General features: G+C 66.8%; 15 protein-coding genes. 9 read left to right on the top strand and 6 right to left on the bottom strand.

The window, feature by feature from the left end; all coding sequences use genetic code 11:
* Positions 1-21 precede the first annotated feature (21 nt).
* Together ubiB and ubiE are read right to left on the bottom strand one after the other, a co-directional pair.
* Positions 22-1,590: a 2-polyprenylphenol 6-hydroxylase gene (gene ubiB / locus AC07WJ_RS13510; protein ID WP_494935108.1), complete on the bottom strand. Its 1,569-nt coding sequence runs from the start codon at positions 1,588-1,590 to the stop codon at positions 22-24.
* A gap of 2 nt (positions 1,591-1,592) precedes the next feature.
* Positions 1,593-2,348 carry a bifunctional demethylmenaquinone methyltransferase/2-methoxy-6-polyprenyl-1,4-benzoquinol methylase UbiE gene (gene ubiE, locus AC07WJ_RS13515; protein WP_494935109.1) on the bottom strand — a complete coding sequence of 252 codons (756 nt, stop codon included), beginning with the start codon at positions 2,346-2,348 and terminating at the stop codon, positions 1,593-1,595.
* A 117-nt stretch (positions 2,349-2,465) separates the two neighbouring features.
* Between ubiE and mutM the strand changes: the two genes are divergently transcribed.
* The 8 genes from mutM (at position 2,466) to AC07WJ_RS13555 (ending at position 9,991) form a co-directional block, all read left to right on the top strand.
* Positions 2,466-3,335 carry a bifunctional DNA-formamidopyrimidine glycosylase/DNA-(apurinic or apyrimidinic site) lyase gene (gene mutM / locus AC07WJ_RS13520; RefSeq protein ID WP_494935110.1) on the top strand — a complete coding sequence of 290 codons (870 nt, stop codon included), beginning with the start codon at positions 2,466-2,468 and terminating at the stop codon, positions 3,333-3,335.
* 9 nt (positions 3,336-3,344) lie between these two features.
* The gene (locus AC07WJ_RS13525) at positions 3,345-3,962 is read left to right on the top strand and encodes a glutathione S-transferase family protein (RefSeq protein WP_494935111.1); all 618 of its coding nucleotides are present in this window, start codon (positions 3,345-3,347) and stop codon (positions 3,960-3,962) included.
* A 210-nt stretch (positions 3,963-4,172) separates the two neighbouring features.
* On the top strand, positions 4,173-4,307 hold the full coding sequence (rpmH, locus tag AC07WJ_RS13530; RefSeq protein WP_136960844.1) for a 50S ribosomal protein L34: 135 nt from the start codon (positions 4,173-4,175) through the stop codon (positions 4,305-4,307).
* A gap of 48 nt (positions 4,308-4,355) precedes the next feature.
* The gene (gene rnpA / locus AC07WJ_RS13535; RefSeq protein WP_494935112.1) at positions 4,356-4,709 is read left to right on the top strand and encodes a ribonuclease P protein component; all 354 of its coding nucleotides are present in this window, start codon (positions 4,356-4,358) and stop codon (positions 4,707-4,709) included.
* Between the two features lie 38 nt (positions 4,710-4,747).
* Complete coding sequence (yidC, locus tag AC07WJ_RS13540) at positions 4,748-6,598, top strand: membrane protein insertase YidC (RefSeq protein ID WP_494935113.1); 1,851 nt, start codon at positions 4,748-4,750, stop codon at positions 6,596-6,598.
* Between the two features lie 145 nt (positions 6,599-6,743).
* Complete coding sequence (yihA, locus tag AC07WJ_RS13545) at positions 6,744-7,394, top strand: ribosome biogenesis GTP-binding protein YihA/YsxC (protein ID WP_494935114.1); 651 nt, start codon at positions 6,744-6,746, stop codon at positions 7,392-7,394.
* Positions 7,395-7,647: 253 nt separating this feature from the next.
* A complete protein-coding gene (locus AC07WJ_RS13550) occupies positions 7,648-9,150 on the top strand; it encodes a Do family serine endopeptidase (RefSeq protein WP_494935115.1) in 1,503 nt (500 codons plus the stop codon).
* A 364-nt stretch (positions 9,151-9,514) separates the two neighbouring features.
* Positions 9,515-9,991, top strand: a complete 477-nt coding sequence (locus AC07WJ_RS13555) for an ABZJ_00895 family protein (RefSeq protein ID WP_494935116.1) — start codon at positions 9,515-9,517, stop codon at positions 9,989-9,991.
* 121 nt (positions 9,992-10,112) lie between these two features.
* Here AC07WJ_RS13555 and polA read toward each other — a convergent pair whose 3' ends face one another.
* The gene (gene polA, locus AC07WJ_RS13560) at positions 10,113-13,148 is read right to left on the bottom strand and encodes a DNA polymerase I (RefSeq protein WP_494935117.1); all 3,036 of its coding nucleotides are present in this window, start codon (positions 13,146-13,148) and stop codon (positions 10,113-10,115) included.
* 254 nt (positions 13,149-13,402) lie between these two features.
* On the opposite strand from polA, the gene AC07WJ_RS13565 reads away from it, so the two are divergent.
* On the top strand, positions 13,403-14,248 hold the full coding sequence (locus AC07WJ_RS13565; protein ID WP_494935118.1) for a hypothetical protein: 846 nt from the start codon (positions 13,403-13,405) through the stop codon (positions 14,246-14,248).
* A 419-nt stretch (positions 14,249-14,667) separates the two neighbouring features.
* Here the strand turns inward: AC07WJ_RS13565 and AC07WJ_RS13570 are convergent, their stop codons facing one another.
* The 3 genes from AC07WJ_RS13570 to AC07WJ_RS13580 all read right to left on the bottom strand — a co-directional run bounded on the left by AC07WJ_RS13570 (position 14,668) and on the right by AC07WJ_RS13580 (position 17,730).
* Positions 14,668-15,690: an SMP-30/gluconolactonase/LRE family protein gene (locus AC07WJ_RS13570; protein WP_494935119.1), complete on the bottom strand. Its 1,023-nt coding sequence runs from the start codon at positions 15,688-15,690 to the stop codon at positions 14,668-14,670.
* A gap of 265 nt (positions 15,691-15,955) precedes the next feature.
* Positions 15,956-16,948 (bottom strand): fumarylacetoacetate hydrolase family protein, encoded by a 993-nt coding sequence (locus AC07WJ_RS13575; protein ID WP_494935120.1) that lies wholly within the window; start codon positions 16,946-16,948, stop codon positions 15,956-15,958.
* A 5-nt stretch (positions 16,949-16,953) separates the two neighbouring features.
* Positions 16,954-17,730 (bottom strand): cyclase family protein, encoded by a 777-nt coding sequence (locus tag AC07WJ_RS13580; protein ID WP_494935121.1) that lies wholly within the window; start codon positions 17,728-17,730, stop codon positions 16,954-16,956.
* Between the last annotated feature and the right edge of the window lie 8 nt (positions 17,731-17,738).

Consider the following 17,738-nt stretch of genomic DNA (forward strand, 5'->3'; position numbering starts at 1 on the left):
CGGCAACCGGAAGGTCGCGCTTCAGTCGAGCAGCAGATGGGCGGCGAGCAGGGCGGCGATCAGCCAGAGCGCCACCGTGCCCCAGCGGTTGCGCCGCGCTTCCGCCTCGCCGATGCCCTTCAGCGATTGCGGTGCCAGCACGAAGCCGTCGCGGGTCAGTTCGTCGATCCGCTCCGACAGCATGGCGGCGCGGGCGAGCAGCATGGGCACGTCGCTGACGATCTTGCCGAGCGTCAGCGCGCCCTCGCCGACATCCTGCAGCCGTCCGACCGGACCGAGATTGCGGGTGATCCATTCGCGCACCACCGGTTCGGCGGTCGACCACATGTCGAGCTTGGGGTCGAGCGAGCGCGCCACGCCTTCGACCACCACCATGGTCTTCTGCAGCAGGATCAGCTCGGTGCGGGTGGTCATCTCGAAGATCGCCGTCACTTCGAACAGCAGCGACAGCAGTTTCGCCATCGAAATCTGATCGGCGGTCCGGGAATGGATCGGCTCGCCGATCGCCCGGATCGCCTGGGCGAATTCGTCGATCGAATGGTGGGCCGGCACATAGCCGGCCTCGAAATGCACTTCGGCGACGCGCCGATAGTTCTTGGTGATGAAGCCGAGCAGGATTTCGGCCAGAAAGCGCCGTTCCTTCGGTCCGATCCGCCCCATGATGCCGAAATCGACCGCGACCAGATTGCCGCCGGTATCGGCGAACAGGTTGCCCTGGTGCATGTCGGCATGGAAAAAGCCGTCACGCAGCGCGTGGCGCAGGAAGCTCTGGATCACCGTGCGGCCGAGGGCTTCCGGGTCGATGCCGGCTTTGGCCAGCCCGTCGCGATCGTTCAGCCGCAGTCCGTCGATCCATTCGGTGGTCAGCACCAGCTTGCCGGTGCGGTTCCAGTCGACTTCGGGCACACGAAAGCCCGGATCGTCCTTGGTCCGCTCGGCCATCTCGGAGGCGGCGGCCGCCTCCAGGCGCATGTCGAGTTCGATCGCCATCGAGCGGGCGAGCGTGTCGACGATGCCGATGGGACGCAGCCGCCGGCTGTCGGGCGCGAAACGCTCGGCAAAGCGCGCGGCGAAATAATAATCGGAGAGATCGGCGCGGAACCGGTCGGCGACGCCCGGCCGCAGGACCTTGACCGCGACGTCGCGCTCGACGCCGTTGTCGCGGGTGCGGGCCTTGTGGACCTGGGCGACCGAGGCCGCCGCGATCGGCGGCCCGAAGGTGGCGAACAGCTCGGAGACCGGCTGCCCCAGCGTTTCGCCGACGATCCGTTCGGCTTCGGCCTGGTCGAAGGGCGGCACCTGGTCCTGCAATGCTTCCAGGTCGCGGGCGATCGCCGGGCCCACCACGTCGGGCCGGGTCGACAGGAACTGGCCGAGCTTGACATAGGTCGGCCCGAGCCGCGTCAGGGCGGCGGTCAGCTTGTCGGAACGGGTGCGCGACCGCCGCCGCTCGATCAGGCGCGCGACGCGCAGGCCGAGCCGGGCCGGCCGCGGCAGGGTTTCCGGATCGACCAGTCCGAACACGCCCTCGCGGGCAAAGACGAAGCCGGCGCGGCCGAGCCGCAGGATATGAACAAGTCCGCCGAGCAAGATCAGACCTTCCAGCCGCCGTGCAGGCAGACGATGCCGCCGGTCATCGGGGTGATCTCGACACGGCCGAAACCGGCCTTGCGGATCATCTCGGCGAAAGCCTCGGGACGCGGGAACTTGCGGATCGATTCGACCAGATACTGGTAGGGTTCGGCATCGCCGGTCACCAGCCTGCCGAGCGGCGGAATGACGTTGAACGAATAGAAGTCGTAGACGCGGTCGATGCCGGGGATCACCTCGGGCGAGAATTCCAGTACCAGCAGGCGGCCGCCGGGCTTCAGCACCCGATAGGCCTCGTCGAGCGCCAGCTGGATGCGCGGCACGTTGCGAATGCCGAAGGCGATCGTGTAGCCGTCGAACGAGCCCGATGGAAACGGCAGCGCCTCGGCATTGCCCTGGACGAATTCGACGCGGCTTTCCAGCCCCCGCTTTTCGGCGCGCTGCTTGCCGACCTTGAGCATCTCGCCATTGATGTCGCAGACCGTCGCATGGGCTTCGGCGCCGGCGCCAACCACCTTGAAGGCGACGTCGCCGGTGCCGCCCGCGACGTCGAGATGGGCGAAAGGCCGGGTCCGGGAAATGCCCAGCCGGTTCACCATCACGTCCTTCCAGACCCGGTGCAGGCCGGCCGACATCAGGTCGTTCATCAGGTCGTAGCGGCCGGCCACCTTGTGGAAGACGTCGTCGACCAAGCCCTGCTTGGCGTCGAGATCGACGCGGCGAAAGCCGAAATCGGTGTCATGGGCGGCGGCGGTCATCGGGGAGCCTCGTGAATCCGGCGGGACCATAGCGGAACCTCCCGGCCGACGCTATGACGAGTGGACCGCGGGAGCGACGTCCGCCCGCCCGCGGCGAAACCGGACGGCGAGCAGCCCATGCCCGAATTGCCTGAAGTCGAAACCGTTCGCCGCGGCCTCGCCCCTGTCATGGAAGGGGCGACGATCAGCCGCGCCGAGGTGCGCCGCAAGGACCTGCGTTTTCCCTTCCCCGAGAATTTCGGCGCGCGGCTCACCGGCCGGCGCATCGAGAGCCTCGGGCGGCGCGCCAAATACCTGCTGGTCGACCTGGATGGCGGCGAGGTGGTGATCATGCATCTCGGCATGTCCGGCTCGTTCCGCATCGAGCAGGAGGTCGCCGGCGATTTCCATCACGAGCGCTCGCGCAATGCCACCCACGACCATGTCGTGCTGCATCTGAGTTCCGGCGCCACGGTGACCTACAACGACCCGCGCCGCTTCGGCTTCATGCTGCTCACCGATCGCGCCCGCCTGCCCGAGCATCCGCTGTTTGCCCATCTCGGCGTCGAGCCCACCGGCAACAGCCTGTCGGCGGATTATCTCGCCGGCCGGTTCAAGGACAAGCAGGCGCCGCTGAAGGCGGCCCTGCTCGATCAGTCGATCATTGCCGGCCTCGGCAATATCTATGTTTGCGAGGCCTTGTTCCGCGCGGGCCTCGCGCCGACCCGCAAGGCCGGGACCATGGTCACCAAGGCTGGCGCGCCCAGTGCCGGCCTCGCGCGCCTGGTGCCGGTCATCCATGACGTCATCGCCGAGGCGCTGGAGGCCGGCGGCTCGACCTTGCGCGACCACGCCCAGCCTTCCGGCGAGCTCGGCTATTTCCAGCACCGGTTCCAGGTCTATGACCGCGAAGGCGAGGCTTGCGTGAAGCCCGGTTGCGGGAACATTGTTCGCCGCATGGTGCAGTCGAACAGATCGACGTTCTACTGTCCGACCTGCCAGCGATAGGAATGGACCATGCTGAAGATCTGGGGCCGCACCAATTCGTCCAACGTGCAGAAGGTGATGTGGTGTGTCGGCGAGCTCGGGCTCGCCCATCGACGGGTCGACGCGGGCCGCCAGTTCGGCGTGGTCAATGAACCGGACTATCGCGCCAAGAACCCGAACGGCCGGGTGCCGACGGTCGAGGATGACGGCGTCGTGTTGTGGGAATCGAATGCCGTGTGCCGGCATCTCGCGCGCAAGCATGGCCGCCTGATGCCGGCCGCGCTCGCCGACAAGGCGCGCGTCGACATGTGGATGGACTGGCAGCAGACCGAGGCCATGCCGGCGCTCACCCCGGTGTTCTGGGGGCTGGTGCGCACCGAGCCCGCCAAGCGCGACCATGCCGCGATCGAGGACGGCCGGGTCAAGTCGATCGCCGCCATGACCATTCTCGATGCCGAGCTCGGCCGGCACAGCCACGTCGTCGGCAATACTTTCTCGGTTGCCGATATCCCGCTCGGTGTCGTGGCCTTCCGTTATTATGCCTTGATCCCGGACGCGCCGACGCTTCCCCATCTCGACCGCTGGTACGCGGCGATGCTGGAGCGTCGGGCGTTCCGGCTGCATGTCGCCGGGATCCCGCTGACCTGAGGCCGGCGGCCCGGCGGCTTCGGCCGTCTTGCGGCCTGCGGCAACGGCACCCCGTCTGATGCGTTGACTTTTCGGCGGGGTCCTGCTTATAACCCGGCCGACTTGGGAGCGGCCCGCGCCCGGGGCGTCGTTCGTTTCTCGAACTGCCGCAGGCGAGCCACCCTGAACCCCATCCGATCGCTTTGATCAAGACCCGCGCGGAGATGTCCCGTGAAACGCACCTACCAACCCTCCAAGCTCGTGCGCAAGCGCCGGCATGGCTTCCGCGCCCGCATGGCTACCAAGGGCGGTCAGCGTATTCTTTCGGCGCGCCGCGCGCGTGGCCGCAAGCGCTTGTCGGCGTGACCCGTCACGGCCGATCTTTCGGCCGTTTCGCCTGACGGGAGGGCGACGATGACCGGTTTCACACCGCCCAGCCGCCTCGTCCGTCGCGCCGATTTCATCGCCTGTTCCAAGGGCCGCCGTGTCGCAACGGCGGCCTTTGTCTTGCAGGAACGTCAGCGCGGCGATGCCGCTGCTCCGCGTTTCGGTTTCACGGTCACGAAGAAGACCGGTGGCGCCGTCGAACGCAACCGCATGCGCCGCCGCCTCAGGGAGGTCGTGCGGCTCGGCACGCGCGAGGCTGCGCGGCCGGGGTCCGATTATGTGCTGGTGCTCAATCGTGCCGCCCTCGACCGTCCCTTCGACACGCTGCTCACCGATCTGGCCGAGGCGCTTCGGCGCGCGGCCGCGCCCAAGGGGCGCTAATCACCCCGATTTCCCCCCGACCGCACCCGGACGGACCGATGGCTGACAACAACCGCAACTACATTCTCGCGATCGTGCTCTCCATTCTGGTGCTGGTCGGCTGGCAATATTTCATCGGCATGCCGCAGATGGAACGGCAGCGCGAGGCGCAGCGTCAGCAGCAGGCCCAGCAGCCGGCCGCCACCCAGCCCACGCCGGGCACTGCGCCCGCCCCCGGGGCGGCCCCCGTGCCCGGTGCCGCGACCGCTCCGGCCGCGCCCGGCACGGTGGCGCCGGCCGCCGTCGTCAGCCAGTCGCGCGAGCAGGTCATCGCCGCGACCCCGCGTGTCGCCATCGAGACGCCGCGGCTGACCGGTTCGATCAATCTCGTCGGCGCGCGCGTCGACGATCTCGTGCTGGCGACCTATCGCGAGACGGTCGACAAGACCAGCGCCAATGTCATTCTGCTGTCGCCGCAGGGCTCGCCGATCGACCCGCTCAACCACCGCCAGCCCTTCTATGCGGAATTCGGCTTCGTCGCCGGCGCCGGCCAGACCATCGCCGTGCCCAACGCCCAGACCACGTGGACCCAGGTCGGCAGCGGCAAGCTGACGCCTTCGAGCCCGGTGACGCTGACCTGGGACAACGGCCAGGGCCTGACCTTCCGCCGCACCTTCGAGATCGACCCGACCTATATGGTCACGGTGCGTGACGCCGTGGTCAATGCCGGCACCGCTCCGGCGACGCTGCATCCCTATGGGCTGATCTCGCGTCACGGCACGCCGCAGACCTCGGGTTATTACATCCTGCACGAAGGCCTGATCGGCGTGTTCGGCGACAAGGGCCTGCAGGAGGTCGGTTATTCCGCCATCGAGACGGCCCGCACCCAGAGCTTCAAGTCGCGCGGCGGCTGGCTCGGCATGACCGACAAATATTGGGCCGCCGCCCTGATCCCGGATCAGACCACCGACACCGATTCGAGCTTCAAGTTCTTCCAGGCCAATGGGCTGAAAAGCTATCAGACCGACTACCTCAAGCCGGCGCTGACCATTGCGCCCGGCGCGACCGCCGAGACCGCCACGCGCCTGTTCGCCGGCGCCAAGGAAGTCGCCGTCGTCGACGGCTATGCCAACAGCCTGAACGTCGACCGTTTCGACCGGCTGATCGACTGGGGCTGGTTCTATTTCATCACCAAGCCGCTGTTCACGGTGATGGACTGGATCTTCCTCAAGACCGGCAATTTCGGCATCGCCATCCTGCTGGTCACGCTGCTGGTCAAGGGCCTGTTCTTCCCGCTGGCCAACAAGAGCTACGCCTCCATCACCATGATGAAGAAGGTGCAGCCCGAGATGATGGAAATCCGCGACCGCTTCGCGGACGACAAGATGAAGCAGCAGCAGGAGCTGATGGCGCTCTACAAGCGCGAGAAGATCAACCCGCTGGCCGGCTGCTGGCCGATCGTCATCCAGATCCCGGTGTTCTTCGCGCTCTACAAGGTGCTGTTCATCACCATCGAAATGCGGCACGCGCCGTTCTTCGGCTGGATCCACGATCTCTCGGCGCCCGATCCGACCTCGCTGTTCAACCTGTTCGGGCTCCTGCCCTTCACCGTGCCGCATTTCCTGCTGATCGGCGTCTGGCCGCTCATCATGGGTGTGACGATGTGGGTGCAGATGCAGATGAATCCGGCGCCGACCGATCCGATCCAGGCCACCTTCTTCAAGTGGATGCCGATCATGTTCACCTTCATGCTGGCCTCCTTCCCGGCCGGCCTGGTGATCTACTGGGCCTGGAACAACACGCTTTCCGTGCTGCAGCAGGCGGTGATCATGCGTCGCTACGGCGTCAAGCTGGAGCTCTGGGACAACGTCAAGTCGATGTTCGGCGCGGGCAAGAAGCCGGCGACCTGACGTCAGGACGGCTATTCATCAGGCCCCCGCGACGGATAATATCCGCCGCGGGGGCCTTTTCTTATGCGAGAGCCGCGCCGGCCGTGACCGGCCCGGCTCGGTTGCGGGCCGGCAGCGGTGCGCATCGGCCTATCGGAGACGGCGCGTGAGCGACAACCTGATCGAAACCGGCCGCAAGCTGTTCGCCCGGCCATGGGACTTCTGGCGCGGCACGCCGAACATGCAGCACCTGCCGCCGATGAACGGCACCGAGATCGCCTTTGCCGGGCGCTCGAATGTCGGCAAGTCCAGCCTGATCAATGCGCTGGTCAACCAGAACAGCCTGGCGCGGACCTCGAACACGCCTGGCCGCACCCAGGAGCTGAACTTTTTCCACGTGCCGCCGGAGCAGGGCGCGCCGACCGACCTGATCATCGTCGACATGCCGGGTTACGGTTTTGCCGCGGCGCCCGAAGCCAAGGTGAAGGAGTGGACGAAGCTGATCCACGACTACCTGCGCGGCCGGCAGAACCTCGCCCGCGTCTATGTCCTGGTCGATGCCCGCCACGGGCTGAAGCCGGTCGATATCCAGGTGCTCGACGAACTCGGCAAATCGGCGGTGTCCTATCAGATCGTGCTGACCAAGGCCGATCAGATTGCCGTTCCCGCACTCGAGGCACTGGTTGCCACCACGCTCGAGGCCCTGAAGAAGCGGGCGGCGGCTTTCCCGGAGATCATCGCCACCTCCAGCCGCAAGGGCCAGGGCATCCCGGAGCTGCGCGCGGCCATCGCCCAGGTGCTGGCTGACCGGCGCTAGAGACCTTGGCGGCGAATGCCGGAGGGCTCGCGGAGGTCCCGCCGCGGCCGTCTCATTTTCGGGGGGCGCGGCCTTCGTCGGTGCCGGCAAAGACCTTGCGTCACCCGACAGGCTGGCGCGGCTGGCCGGCCGGTGGCGCGCCCCGGAAGATTAAATAAAGCGTAACCCGGCGGCCATCTCGCGGAGAGGCGGGCCGGTCCATGGTTGGATCATGGACCGCATGTCGCGATCCTCCCAGCGGAGGAGGCAAGCTATGGCAAGCTTCAACTCGAATATCACGCGCCGCGGGCGCAATCGCCTGATGGCATCGGTGGCGGCGTTGACGCTTGTCGTATCGGGCGCCGTCGGAGGCGCAATTCTGTCGCCCGTCGCACCGGCCAGGGCCGCGGCGGTCGTGACCTCCGACCTGCAGGCCCAGGCCATGCCGTCCTTCTCGCCCCTGGTTGCGCGCATCAAGCCGGCGGTCGTCGCGATCAGGGTCAATGTCGTGAACGTAGCCGCCGAACCGGGGGATCAGTCCGGCCAGCTGAACAACCTGCCGCCGGAGATCCAGCAGTTCTTCAAGCGCTTCGGCGAGCAGAATGGCGGCGCCGCGCCACGCCAGGCGCCCCAGCGCGGCATCGCGCTCGGCTCCGGCTTCTTCATTTCGGCCGATGGCTATGTCGTGACCAACAACCATGTCGTCGGCAGTGCCAGGACGGTGACCGTCACGACGGATGACGGCCGCACACTTGACGCCAGCGTTGTCGGTACCGATCAGAAAACCGACCTGGCGCTGCTGAAAGTCACCGAAAGAGGCGACTATCCCTTCGTGTCGCTGGCCAAGGAGGCTCCGAAGGTGGGCGATTGGGTGGTCGCGATCGGCAACCCCTTCGGCCTTGGCGGCACGGTGACGGCCGGCATCGTCTCGGCCGATGGCCGAGATATCGGCTCCGGTCCCTACGACAATTACCTCCAGATCGACGCGCCGATCAACAAGGGCAATTCCGGCGGCCCGACCTTCAATCTGCGGGGCGAGGTGGTGGGGGTGAACACCGCGATCTTCTCGCCGTCCGGCGGTAGCGTCGGCCTGGCCTTCGCCATCCCGGCCAGCACGGTCGGCACCGTGATCAATTCGCTCGAACATGGCGGCGTGGTGTCGCGCGGCTATCTCGGCGTGCAAGTCCAGCCGGTCAGCCAGGACATCGCCGACGGCCTCGGGCTTCGGGACGCCCGTGGCGCGCTGGTCGACCGGGCAGAGCCCGGCACCGCCGCCGCCGGGGCCGGACTGAAATCGGGCGACGTGATCACCGGGCTGAATGGCCGGTTGATCAAGGATGCCCGCGAGCTCACCCGCGAGATCGGTGCTCTGAAGCCCGGTGACAAGATCCGGTTGACGTTCCTTCGCGACGGACGCGAGCAGACCGCCGATCTGGCGTTGGGCACGCAGGGGCCCGAGCAGGTCGCCAGGACGGACGTGCAGCAGGACAATGGCGCACCGGTCCTCGGCCTTCAATTGGCGCCGGCCAACCAGGTGCCCGGCGCGGGCGACCAGGGCGTGGTGGTTGTCGGGGTCGATCCCAATGGCGCGGGCGCAAGCAAGGGGATCTCGGACGGTGACGTCATCCTCGAGGTTTCCGGCAAGACGGTTGCCCGGCCGGCGGATGTGACCGCGGACATCGCCGCGGCGAAGCAGGACGGCAAGAAGGCCGTGCTGCTGAAGATCAAGACAGTCGGCGGGACCCATTTCGTCGCCGTCGTCTTCCCCAGGGCATGACGCGCGGGGCCTCCTGACGTCGGCTTTCCCCCAGGGGCCGACGCCGGCCGAATGGGGCCCGGCGCCCGCGGAGCGCGGAAACGATCGCTTTGCCCGGGCGGGACGCGTTGAGGATGGCAGGCCGAAGCGCATTTCGGCCTGCCATTTTTCTTATGCGTGCGACCGCCGGCGGCACGATAGGGCCGATATGTCTGCTCCCCGAGCTGGCCGAACCGGCATTTCCGAATGTCTCGATCCCGGTTCGGGCCATGGACCGGATCCCCGGAATCTGGAAAACAACCGGGGAGCGAGGCCGGCATTCTGCATGATGACGGCGTCGTTTCACAAATTACAGTATCAATTTGCAAAATATAGAGCTCTGCCGATGACCCCTTCCGCCACTGAACCGGCCAGCGTTACACCGGCTATCGTCCGATTTGCGATGGCCTTCGTGTTGTGTGTCGCCATCGTCTACGCGGTCACGGCGCTGCTGAATTTCCAGGTTCCCAGTTCGATGGGGATCATTACGCTGGTGGTCGCCCTGGCGCCGGCCTTCGACGTGTTCGTGCGGGCCACGGGCCGGGTCATGACCACCGGCGAAAAGCTGCGGTTCTCGGTGAGCGCGGCCGGTATCGCCCTGTTCGTCAATGTCACGGCGGTGCTGATCCAGGCCTATGCCACCTTCGGCTTCGTCAGCTTCGGCAACCTCGCCGCCATGCTCGGACTGGGGCGGGCGAGGCTCGACCTGTCGATCGCCGCGCTGGGTCTGGCGGGCGCCTTCGTGATTGCTTTCGTCATTACCTATATCAGCGCCGGCTTCATGGCGCGCGGCGCGCTGAAGCGCCTGGCCCAGGCGAAATAGCCTCCTGCCGGGCCGCGGATGGCCAGGCGTCCATGGCTTGGCCTCGCGTTGACGAGGTCGATCGCCCCGGCGCCGAAGGCCACATGTTCGGCGCCGTGAAAGCGGGTTCCTTGCGCGCGCCTCAGTGCGCCTCGTCCCAGTTGGCGGCGGCGCGCGCATCGACGGCGAGCGGCACTTTCAGCTGCAGCGCCGGGAAGGGCGCCTCCTCCATCACCCGGCGGACCACCGGCAAGGTGCGGTCGACCTCAGTCTCGGGCACCTCGAACACCAGTTCGTCATGCACCTGCAGCAGCATGAGCGCGTCGAGCTTGGCGGCGGCTAGGGCGGCTTCCATGCGGATCATGGCGCGGCGGATGACGTCGGCGGCCGATCCCTGGATCGGCGCATTGATCGCCTGGCGTTCGACGAAGGCACGCTCGGACGGATTGCCCGACTTGATCGCTGGAAAGTGGCAGCGCCGGCCGAAGATCGTCTCGACATAACCGTTCTCGCGGCAGAACGCCTTGGTCGCGTCCATATAGTCGCGGATACCCGGGAACCGCTCGAAATATTTCTTGATATAGGCGCCGGCCTCCTCGCGGGCGATGCCTAGCTGATTGGCCAGGCCGAAGGCCGAAATGCCGTAGATGATGCCGAAATTGATCGCCTTGGCGCGCCGGCGCACCAGGGGGTCCATGCCCTTGACCGGAACGCCGAACATTTCGGAAGCGGTCATGGCGTGAATGTCGACGCCGTCGGCAAAGGCCTGGCGCAATTGCGGGATGTCGGCGATATGGGCGAGCACGCGCAGCTCGATCTGGCTGTAATCGGCCGAAACCAGCTTCATGCCGGGCGCGGCGATGAAGGCGGTACGGATCTTGCGGCCTTCCTCGGTGCGAACCGGAATGTTCTGGATGTTGGGTTCCGAGGACGACAGCCGGCCGGTGGTGGTGGCGGCGAGCGAGAACGAGGTGTGCACCCGTCCGGTCTCGGCATTCATGTAGGTCGGCAGCGCATCGGTATAGGTCGATTTCAGCTTCGACACCGTGCGCCAGTCGAGGATCTTCTGCGGCAGTTCGTGGCCCTGCTCGGCCAGATCCTCCAGCACGCCGGCCGCCGTCGACCAGGCGCCGGTCTTGGTCTTGGTGCCGCCGGGCAGGCCCATCTTGCCGAACAGGATGTCGCCGAGCTGCTTGGGTGAGCCCGGATTGAGCGGTTCGCCGGCGAGCACCTGGATCTCGGCCTCGACCCGCGCCGCGGTCTGGGCGAAATCGCCGGACAGCCGCGCCAGCACCTGGCGGTCGACCAGGATGCCGCGCCGCTCCATGCGTGCGAGCACCGCGGCCAGCGGCCGCTCCAGCGTCTCGTAGACATTGGTCTTGGCTTCGGCCGGCAGGCGGGGCTTGAGCACCTGCCAGAGCCGGAGCGTCACGTCGGCGTCCTCGGCGGCATAGGCGGTGGCCTTGTCGAGCGGCACGCGGTCGAAGGTGACGGCGTTCTTGCCCGAGCCGGCGACCGTCGAATAAGCGATCGTCTCGTGGCCGAGATGGCGCTCGGAGAGGGCATCCATGCCGTGGCTGCCGCGCCCGCCGTCGAGCACATAGGAGATCAGCATGGTGTCGTCATAGGGCGCCACCTGGACGCCGTAGCGGCCGAGGATCAGCAGGTCGTATTTCAGGTTCTGCCCGATCTTCAGGACGCCCGGGTCCTCGGCGAGCGCCTTCAGCCGGTCGAGCGCGGCGCGGACCGGGATCTGGTCCGGCACCAGCCCGGAATCGAACAGGCCTTCGCTGCCGGCGCGATGGTTGAGCGGCACATAACAGGCCTTGCCGGCGGCGGTCGCCAGCGAGAAGCCGACCAGTTCGGCGCTCATCGCGTCGAGTGAGGTGGTTTCGGTGTCGAGCGCCACCACGCCGGCCTCGCGCGCCGCGGCGATGAAGGCATCGAGCGCGTCGAGCGTGGTGACGCAGAGATAGCCGGAGCGATCGACCGCGGTGGCCTTCAGCGTCTGGGCGATACGCGCGGCGAGCGCCTGTGGCGTCGCCTCGATGTCGCCGGAGGCGGCGTCGGCGGCCGGCGTCGCAGCGGCGCCGTCAGCGGTCCCCGGCGCGGCGGCCGCAATCCGGGGCGCGCCCGCGACCACGGCGAGCCGCGGGTCCGGTTCGATCTGGCTGGCATCGACGCCGTAGAGCTCGGCGACCCGGCGGGTGATGGTGGTGAATTCCAGCGCCTTCAGGAAGGCCACCAGGGTCTTGCCGTCGGGCTGTTCCAGGCCGGTATCGTCGAGCGGGATCTCGACATTCACGTCGCGCACCAGTTCGACCAGCTTGCGCGACAGGCGCACCTTCTCGATCACCTGCGGGTCGGTCAGGGTCTCGCGCCGCTTCGGCTGCTTGATCTCGGTCGCGCGGGCCAGCAGCGTCTCGACATCGCCGAATTCGGCGATCAGCTGGGCCGCCGTCTTGCGGCCGATGCCCGGTGCGCCCGGCACATTGTCGGAGGTGTCGCCTTCCAGCGCCTGGATGTCGACGATCTTCTCCGGCGGCTGGCCTTCCCAATATTCCGAGACCTCGCCGAGCTTGTCGACCGGCACGTTCCAGCGCTCGAAGCGGTCGCCGTGGATCAGCAGGCGCTCGGGCCGGTAGCCGGGCTTGCCGCGGATGCCGCTTTCCGGATCGTAGAAAGCGACGCGCGGCCCGACCAATTGCATCAGGTCCTTGTCGGCGGAGATGATCAGCACGTCCGCGCCGCGGCCCTTGGCCTGTTCGGCATAGGTGGCGATCAGGTCGTCGGCCTCGTAGGTGTCCTGTTCGATCGGGTGCAGGCCGAAAGCGCGGATGGCGTCGCGCATCAGCGGGAACTGCGGCACCAGGTCCTCCGGCGGCGGCGGCCGGTTGCCCTTGTAGGCGGGATAGAGCGCCTTGCGGAACGAGTTCTCGCTCTTGTCCAGGATCATGGCGAGATGGGTCGGCTTCACGCCCAGCGCACCATCCTGGACGAATTGCAGGATCTTGGTGGCGAACAGCCTGACCGCGCCGGTCGGCAACCCGTCCGACCGGGAATTGTATTTCCGGTCCTGGTTCATCGACTGGAAATAGGAACGGAAGACGAAGGACGAGGCGTCGACGAGAAAGACGCGGTCGCCTTCGCGGACGGGGCGGTGATGGTCGGCGTGCATGGTCAGGGAAGCCTCAAACGAGTCGGGCGCCATTATGGACGGCCGGGACGTGCGCGTCATGTCGTGATCTGAGGTCGAGAGGCCGGGCGGTCAGGAGCGTCATGCCGCCCTGCGCGGCAGGAAGACCAGGGTGGCACGGACAAAGATTGAAACAAGCGTGGTTCGCGGCAAGATTGCGCATCTTCCCCAGGGAGATTCGCCACCGGTTGTGACGGTGTCGACGCCTCGGCCGCCGTTCCAGACGTGAGGATGCCATGGCTAATCCGATTTTCCCGACCAGGCCCCTGCCGGTCACGCTGCCCAAACCCACCAGCAAGATCGCCGCAATCTTCTTCTTTTTCGTCCTGATGGCCTTGGCCGGCGGCCTCGTCTATCTCTCGGTGCCGGGCCTGATTCAGGACTTCCAGATCAACGGCAATGACGAGCCGGCGGACAATGCGCGCGTCGTCACCGGCAAGTGCCGCAGCAAGCTCATTCTGCATTTATGCGACGCGACGATCGAGCGGCGCACCGCCGGTGGGCCGGTCAGGGAAGAGACCCATTTCGCGTTCATCGACTTGCATTTCGGCTCTTACACGACCCATGTCGTGCAGAGGCAGGGCAATCCCGCCATGGTCACCACCTCGCTCGCCCTCGATCACCTCTGGGATCGGGTCCTGCTGGCCGCCGGCATGATCATCTTGTGCGTCGGCGGCGGCTTCGCCCTGCTCCGGCAGGCGTTCAGCCGCGGGGCGAGCATCAACAAGCCGTTCAAGCCGCTGCACAATACGGTCATGACGCCTGTTATCGCCGACATTCATGGCCATCGGGACGAGGGCGACAAGGGGCGCACATGGCGCTACACGCCGTCGGGTCCCTCGCTCGGCAAGGAAACCGCGGTCCGCTTCGAGGCCGGTGCCTGGCCGTTCTTCCTCAACCCGGAAGGCACCAAGGCACTGGCGGTGGTCGGCCGGCCGGGCAGCGAGGCGTTGCTGCTGGACGACGGCCTGACCGTGCTCGGCATGACCGACGAGGAGCGTCAGACGTTGCAAAACTGGCGCCAGTCCCTGCTCGACAAGGCCGCGGAACGGCAGGCGGCGCAGGCGACCGCCACGGCGTGAGGGCAGGAGGCGACGCTTACCGTTGCACCGCATAGGCGTAACAACGATTTTCGCGGACTTCTTCGGTCGTCAACATCCGGCCGATCAAGGTCTGGTCGGCGTGGGCTGGCGGACCCGGACGAGAATTGCCTCGGCCCGCCCATTTCCTTGACCAGGCCGGTCCCGAAGGGGCGGTTCTCCATGAACAGTCGGGATGAAGACGTGGATGGCCGGGACAAGCCTGGCCAAGACGAGAATTGTCCTTGGAGCGACGGGCACTGGATCAACCGTGCGCCGGGTACGCGCCGACATCGAACCTGTCGTGAACTCAACACATCGAGTTCAACACATCGAGTTCAACACATCGTCTTGCCCGGGCTTGTCCCGGGCATCCACGACTTGCTTGCACCAAAATGGGCCTGTCCCGATGTGCCGCGGTATTAGCGCTCGTTCCAGTGCACCATGGGCAGGCCCGCGACCGGTGAGCGGAAGAACGGGATGCGGGTGCCGCGCAGCGAGCCGATATAGACCGTCTTCAGGTCCGGGCCGCCGAAGGTGACCGAGGCGAACCACGGCGCGATGCGGCCGCCGGCGGCCAGCATGTGTTCGGGCCCCGCCTCGCCCTTGTAGAATGCGGTCATCAACTGCCGGCTGGTCCACGGGTCGTGGTCGTCGAGCAGGATGCGTAACTCGCCTTCCGGGGTGATGGCGAAGATGCGGTCCATCATCACATGGGTGCCCCAGAGATTGCCGAAGGCATCGAAGGCGATGCCGTCGATCGGCGCGCCATGATCCTCCGGACCGAAGGTCTGGCGGTCGGTCAGGCTGCCGTCGTCCTGGAGCCGGAAGCGGGTGATCTTCGGCCCCGAGGTCTCGACCGCGTAGAGCCATTCCTCCCTGGCGTCGAAGCGGATCTCGTTGGTGAAGGCGATGTTGTCGGCCACCACCCGAAGGCGCCCCTGGTCGTAGAGCGCGATATAGCCGTCGGCGATCTTGGGCGACACCGCCTGCATCCAGTTGACGATACGGGTCGAGATGGTCAGCCACAGCCGGTCCTTGCTGTCGCGCAGCACGAAATTGACCTTGCCGATCGGCCTTCCGTCGATCGTATCGGCGAGCACCTTGGTCTCACCGGTCGTCCGGTTCATGATCTCCAGCCGGTCGGTGCCGAAATTGGAGATGACGATGTCGCCGTTGCGCGCGAAGGCGAGGCCGTTCGGCAAGGTGCCGACGGTGAAGCGGGTGGCCTCGTCGGTCGCCCCGGAAAAGGCGCTCGCCTCGCTCTGGGTGATCAGGCTCTGCGTGCCGTCCGGGCGGATATGGACGACGCCGCCGCGGGCGTCGGCCGCCCATAGCGAGCCGTCGCGTTCGGCCAGGATGCATTCGGGGCGCTGCAGCCCCTCGCCGACATAGCCGATCTGGCTGCGGTCGACCGTGAAACCGTCGATCGGATTGTTCGCCATGGGTTTCCTCGCCCTGTGAGCGTCCTGACTGACGCTGTCCTGTTTTGAATGCTCCGGCGTCATCCCAAGGCAAAGCAATTGCTTTGCCGGGGCCGGGCGAAGCGAGGGGAAGGGGATCCAGGAGTCGACGGGCGATGCCGTCGGTTGGCATTCAAGTGATGAAGCCGCGGGGTCGTTCATGCTGCCCTGGACCCCCTTCCCTCGCCCTGCGGGCTCGCCCCGCAAAAGCTCTCGCTTTTGCTCGGGGGTGACGTAAAGCCGCCGGTCAGGCGTCTTTTCTGACGACCCGGTTGGTCAGCGTGCCCAGTCCCTCGACCGTCAGCTCGACCACGTCGCCGGCCTTGAGAAAGCGGTCGAGCTCCAGCCCGCAGCCGCCGCCGACCGTGCCGGAACCAAAGAACTCGCCGGCATGCAGCGTCTCGGATCGCGAGACATAAGCGATCATGTCCTCGAACGAATGCAGCATTCCCGCGGTGGTCGTATCGGTCCAGGTCTCGCCGTTGATCTTGGCGACAGCCCTCAGCGCATAGGGGTCTTTCACCGCGTCGGCGGTGACGAGATAGGGGCCCATGGCATTGCCGGCGTCGAAGCTCTTGCCCTTGGCCGGGCCGAGCATGCCCTGCATCTCGGCGATCTGGGCGTCGCGCGCCGAGAAGTCGTTGAAGATCGTGTAGCCGAAGATGTGCTCCCTGGCCCGGTCCCTGGCGATGTCGGCGCCGCCCTTGCCGAGGACGATGCCGAATTCGAGCTCGAAATCCATCATCCGGCTATAGGGCGGCCAGACCACCTCGGTGCCGGTGCCGACCACGCTGAAGCGATTGGTGATGTAGTAGATCGGCTTGTCGCGATAGACCTGCGGCACGTCGGCATCGGGTGTCACCGCCAGCGCACCGGCCTCGTCGCCTTTCATCCGGGCGACCATCCGGCGCATGCCGACGGGCGCATTGATGATATGGCCGGGAAAGACCGAGAAGTCGCGCATTTGCGGCGGCACGGGCACCGGTGCCAGCAGCCTGGTGGCGCCGAGCGGTTGCGACAGGTCCTCGTCGCCGGCACCTGTCCCGACCAGGGCGTGGGCGAGATCGAGCCCGGCGGGCCCTGCGTCGATCAGCGCCAGCATGGAGCCGAAGGCCTGCTCCGGCTTGCCGGAGCGCGTCGCCGCGGCGGCGAGATCCAGCACCCGTTCGGCGCCAGCGTCGCCAACGACCACGCCGACGCGTTGCCGGCCCTGGGCGCCGGCGAAAGTGACGAGTTTCATGGCGCTCAGTTCTCGAAGATCGCGACCGCCCGGCAGAAGCCGGCCGAGGCCTTGTGGATCTTGAACGGGAAGCAGGAAATCTGGAAACCGGTGGCCGGCAGCTGGTCGAGATTGGTCAGCTTCTCGATATGGCCATAGGCCCGCACCATGCCGGCGCGGTGACCTTCCCAGATCAGGCCGGCATCGCCGGTCTCGGCATATTTCTTGGCGGTGATGGTGAAAGGCGCGTCCCAGCTCCAGGCATCGGTGCCGGTGATCCGGACGCCGCGCTCGGTCAGGTAGAGGGTCGCCTCGCGGCCCATGCCGCAGCCGCGGCCGACATAGTCGGGCTGGCCGTAGCGGGCACCCGCCGCCGTATTGACCACCACGATGTCGAGCGGCTGGAGCGTCACGCCGGTGCGCTTCAGCTCGGCCTCGACATCGGCGGCGGTCGCCACATAGCCGTCGGGGAAATGGCGGAAGTCGAGCTTGACGCCGCGCTGCAGGCACCAGTCGAGCGGCATTTCGTCGATGGTCCAGGCCGGCTTGCCGCCGTCGGTGGTCGAGTGGAAATGATAGGGCGCATCGAGATGCGTGCCGTTATGGGTCGAGCAGGCGAGCATCTCGACGGCCCAACCGTCGCCGCCGGGCAGGTCGTCCTGGGTCAGGCCCGGGAAGAACTGCAGGATCTGCTGCACCGAGGCCTTGTGGTCGACATAGGTAATGGAGGGGGTCGTGCCCGGCGGGTCCGACGCGATGTCGGCTCGCAGCGACACGGACAGATCGATGATCCGGCGCGCCATGGTATTTC

It is taken from the genome of Phreatobacter sp. GW821-FHT04C01 (assembly GCF_059420385.1).

Coding starts and splice junctions, on each gene's coding strand:
- ubiE (WP_494935109.1), bottom strand. CDS start 2,348: ATGACCGCCGCCGCCCATGACACCGATTTCGGCTTTCGCCGCGTCGAT.
- mutM (WP_494935110.1), top strand. CDS start 2,466: ATGCCCGAATTGCCTGAAGTCGAAACCGTTCGCCGCGGCCTCGCCCCT.
- AC07WJ_RS13525 (WP_494935111.1), top strand. CDS start 3,345: ATGCTGAAGATCTGGGGCCGCACCAATTCGTCCAACGTGCAGAAGGTG.
- rnpA (WP_494935112.1), top strand. CDS start 4,356: ATGACCGGTTTCACACCGCCCAGCCGCCTCGTCCGTCGCGCCGATTTC.
- yidC (WP_494935113.1), top strand. CDS start 4,748: ATGGCTGACAACAACCGCAACTACATTCTCGCGATCGTGCTCTCCATT.
- AC07WJ_RS13550 (WP_494935115.1), top strand. CDS start 7,648: ATGGCAAGCTTCAACTCGAATATCACGCGCCGCGGGCGCAATCGCCTG.
- AC07WJ_RS13555 (WP_494935116.1), top strand. CDS start 9,515: ATGACCCCTTCCGCCACTGAACCGGCCAGCGTTACACCGGCTATCGTC.
- polA (WP_494935117.1), bottom strand. CDS start 13,148: ATGCACGCCGACCATCACCGCCCCGTCCGCGAAGGCGACCGCGTCTTT.
- AC07WJ_RS13565 (WP_494935118.1), top strand. CDS start 13,403: ATGGCTAATCCGATTTTCCCGACCAGGCCCCTGCCGGTCACGCTGCCC.
- AC07WJ_RS13570 (WP_494935119.1), bottom strand. CDS start 15,690: ATGGCGAACAATCCGATCGACGGTTTCACGGTCGACCGCAGCCAGATC.
- AC07WJ_RS13575 (WP_494935120.1), bottom strand. CDS start 16,948: ATGAAACTCGTCACTTTCGCCGGCGCCCAGGGCCGGCAACGCGTCGGC.
- AC07WJ_RS13580 (WP_494935121.1), bottom strand. CDS start 17,730: ATGGCGCGCCGGATCATCGATCTGTCCGTGTCGCTGCGAGCCGACATC.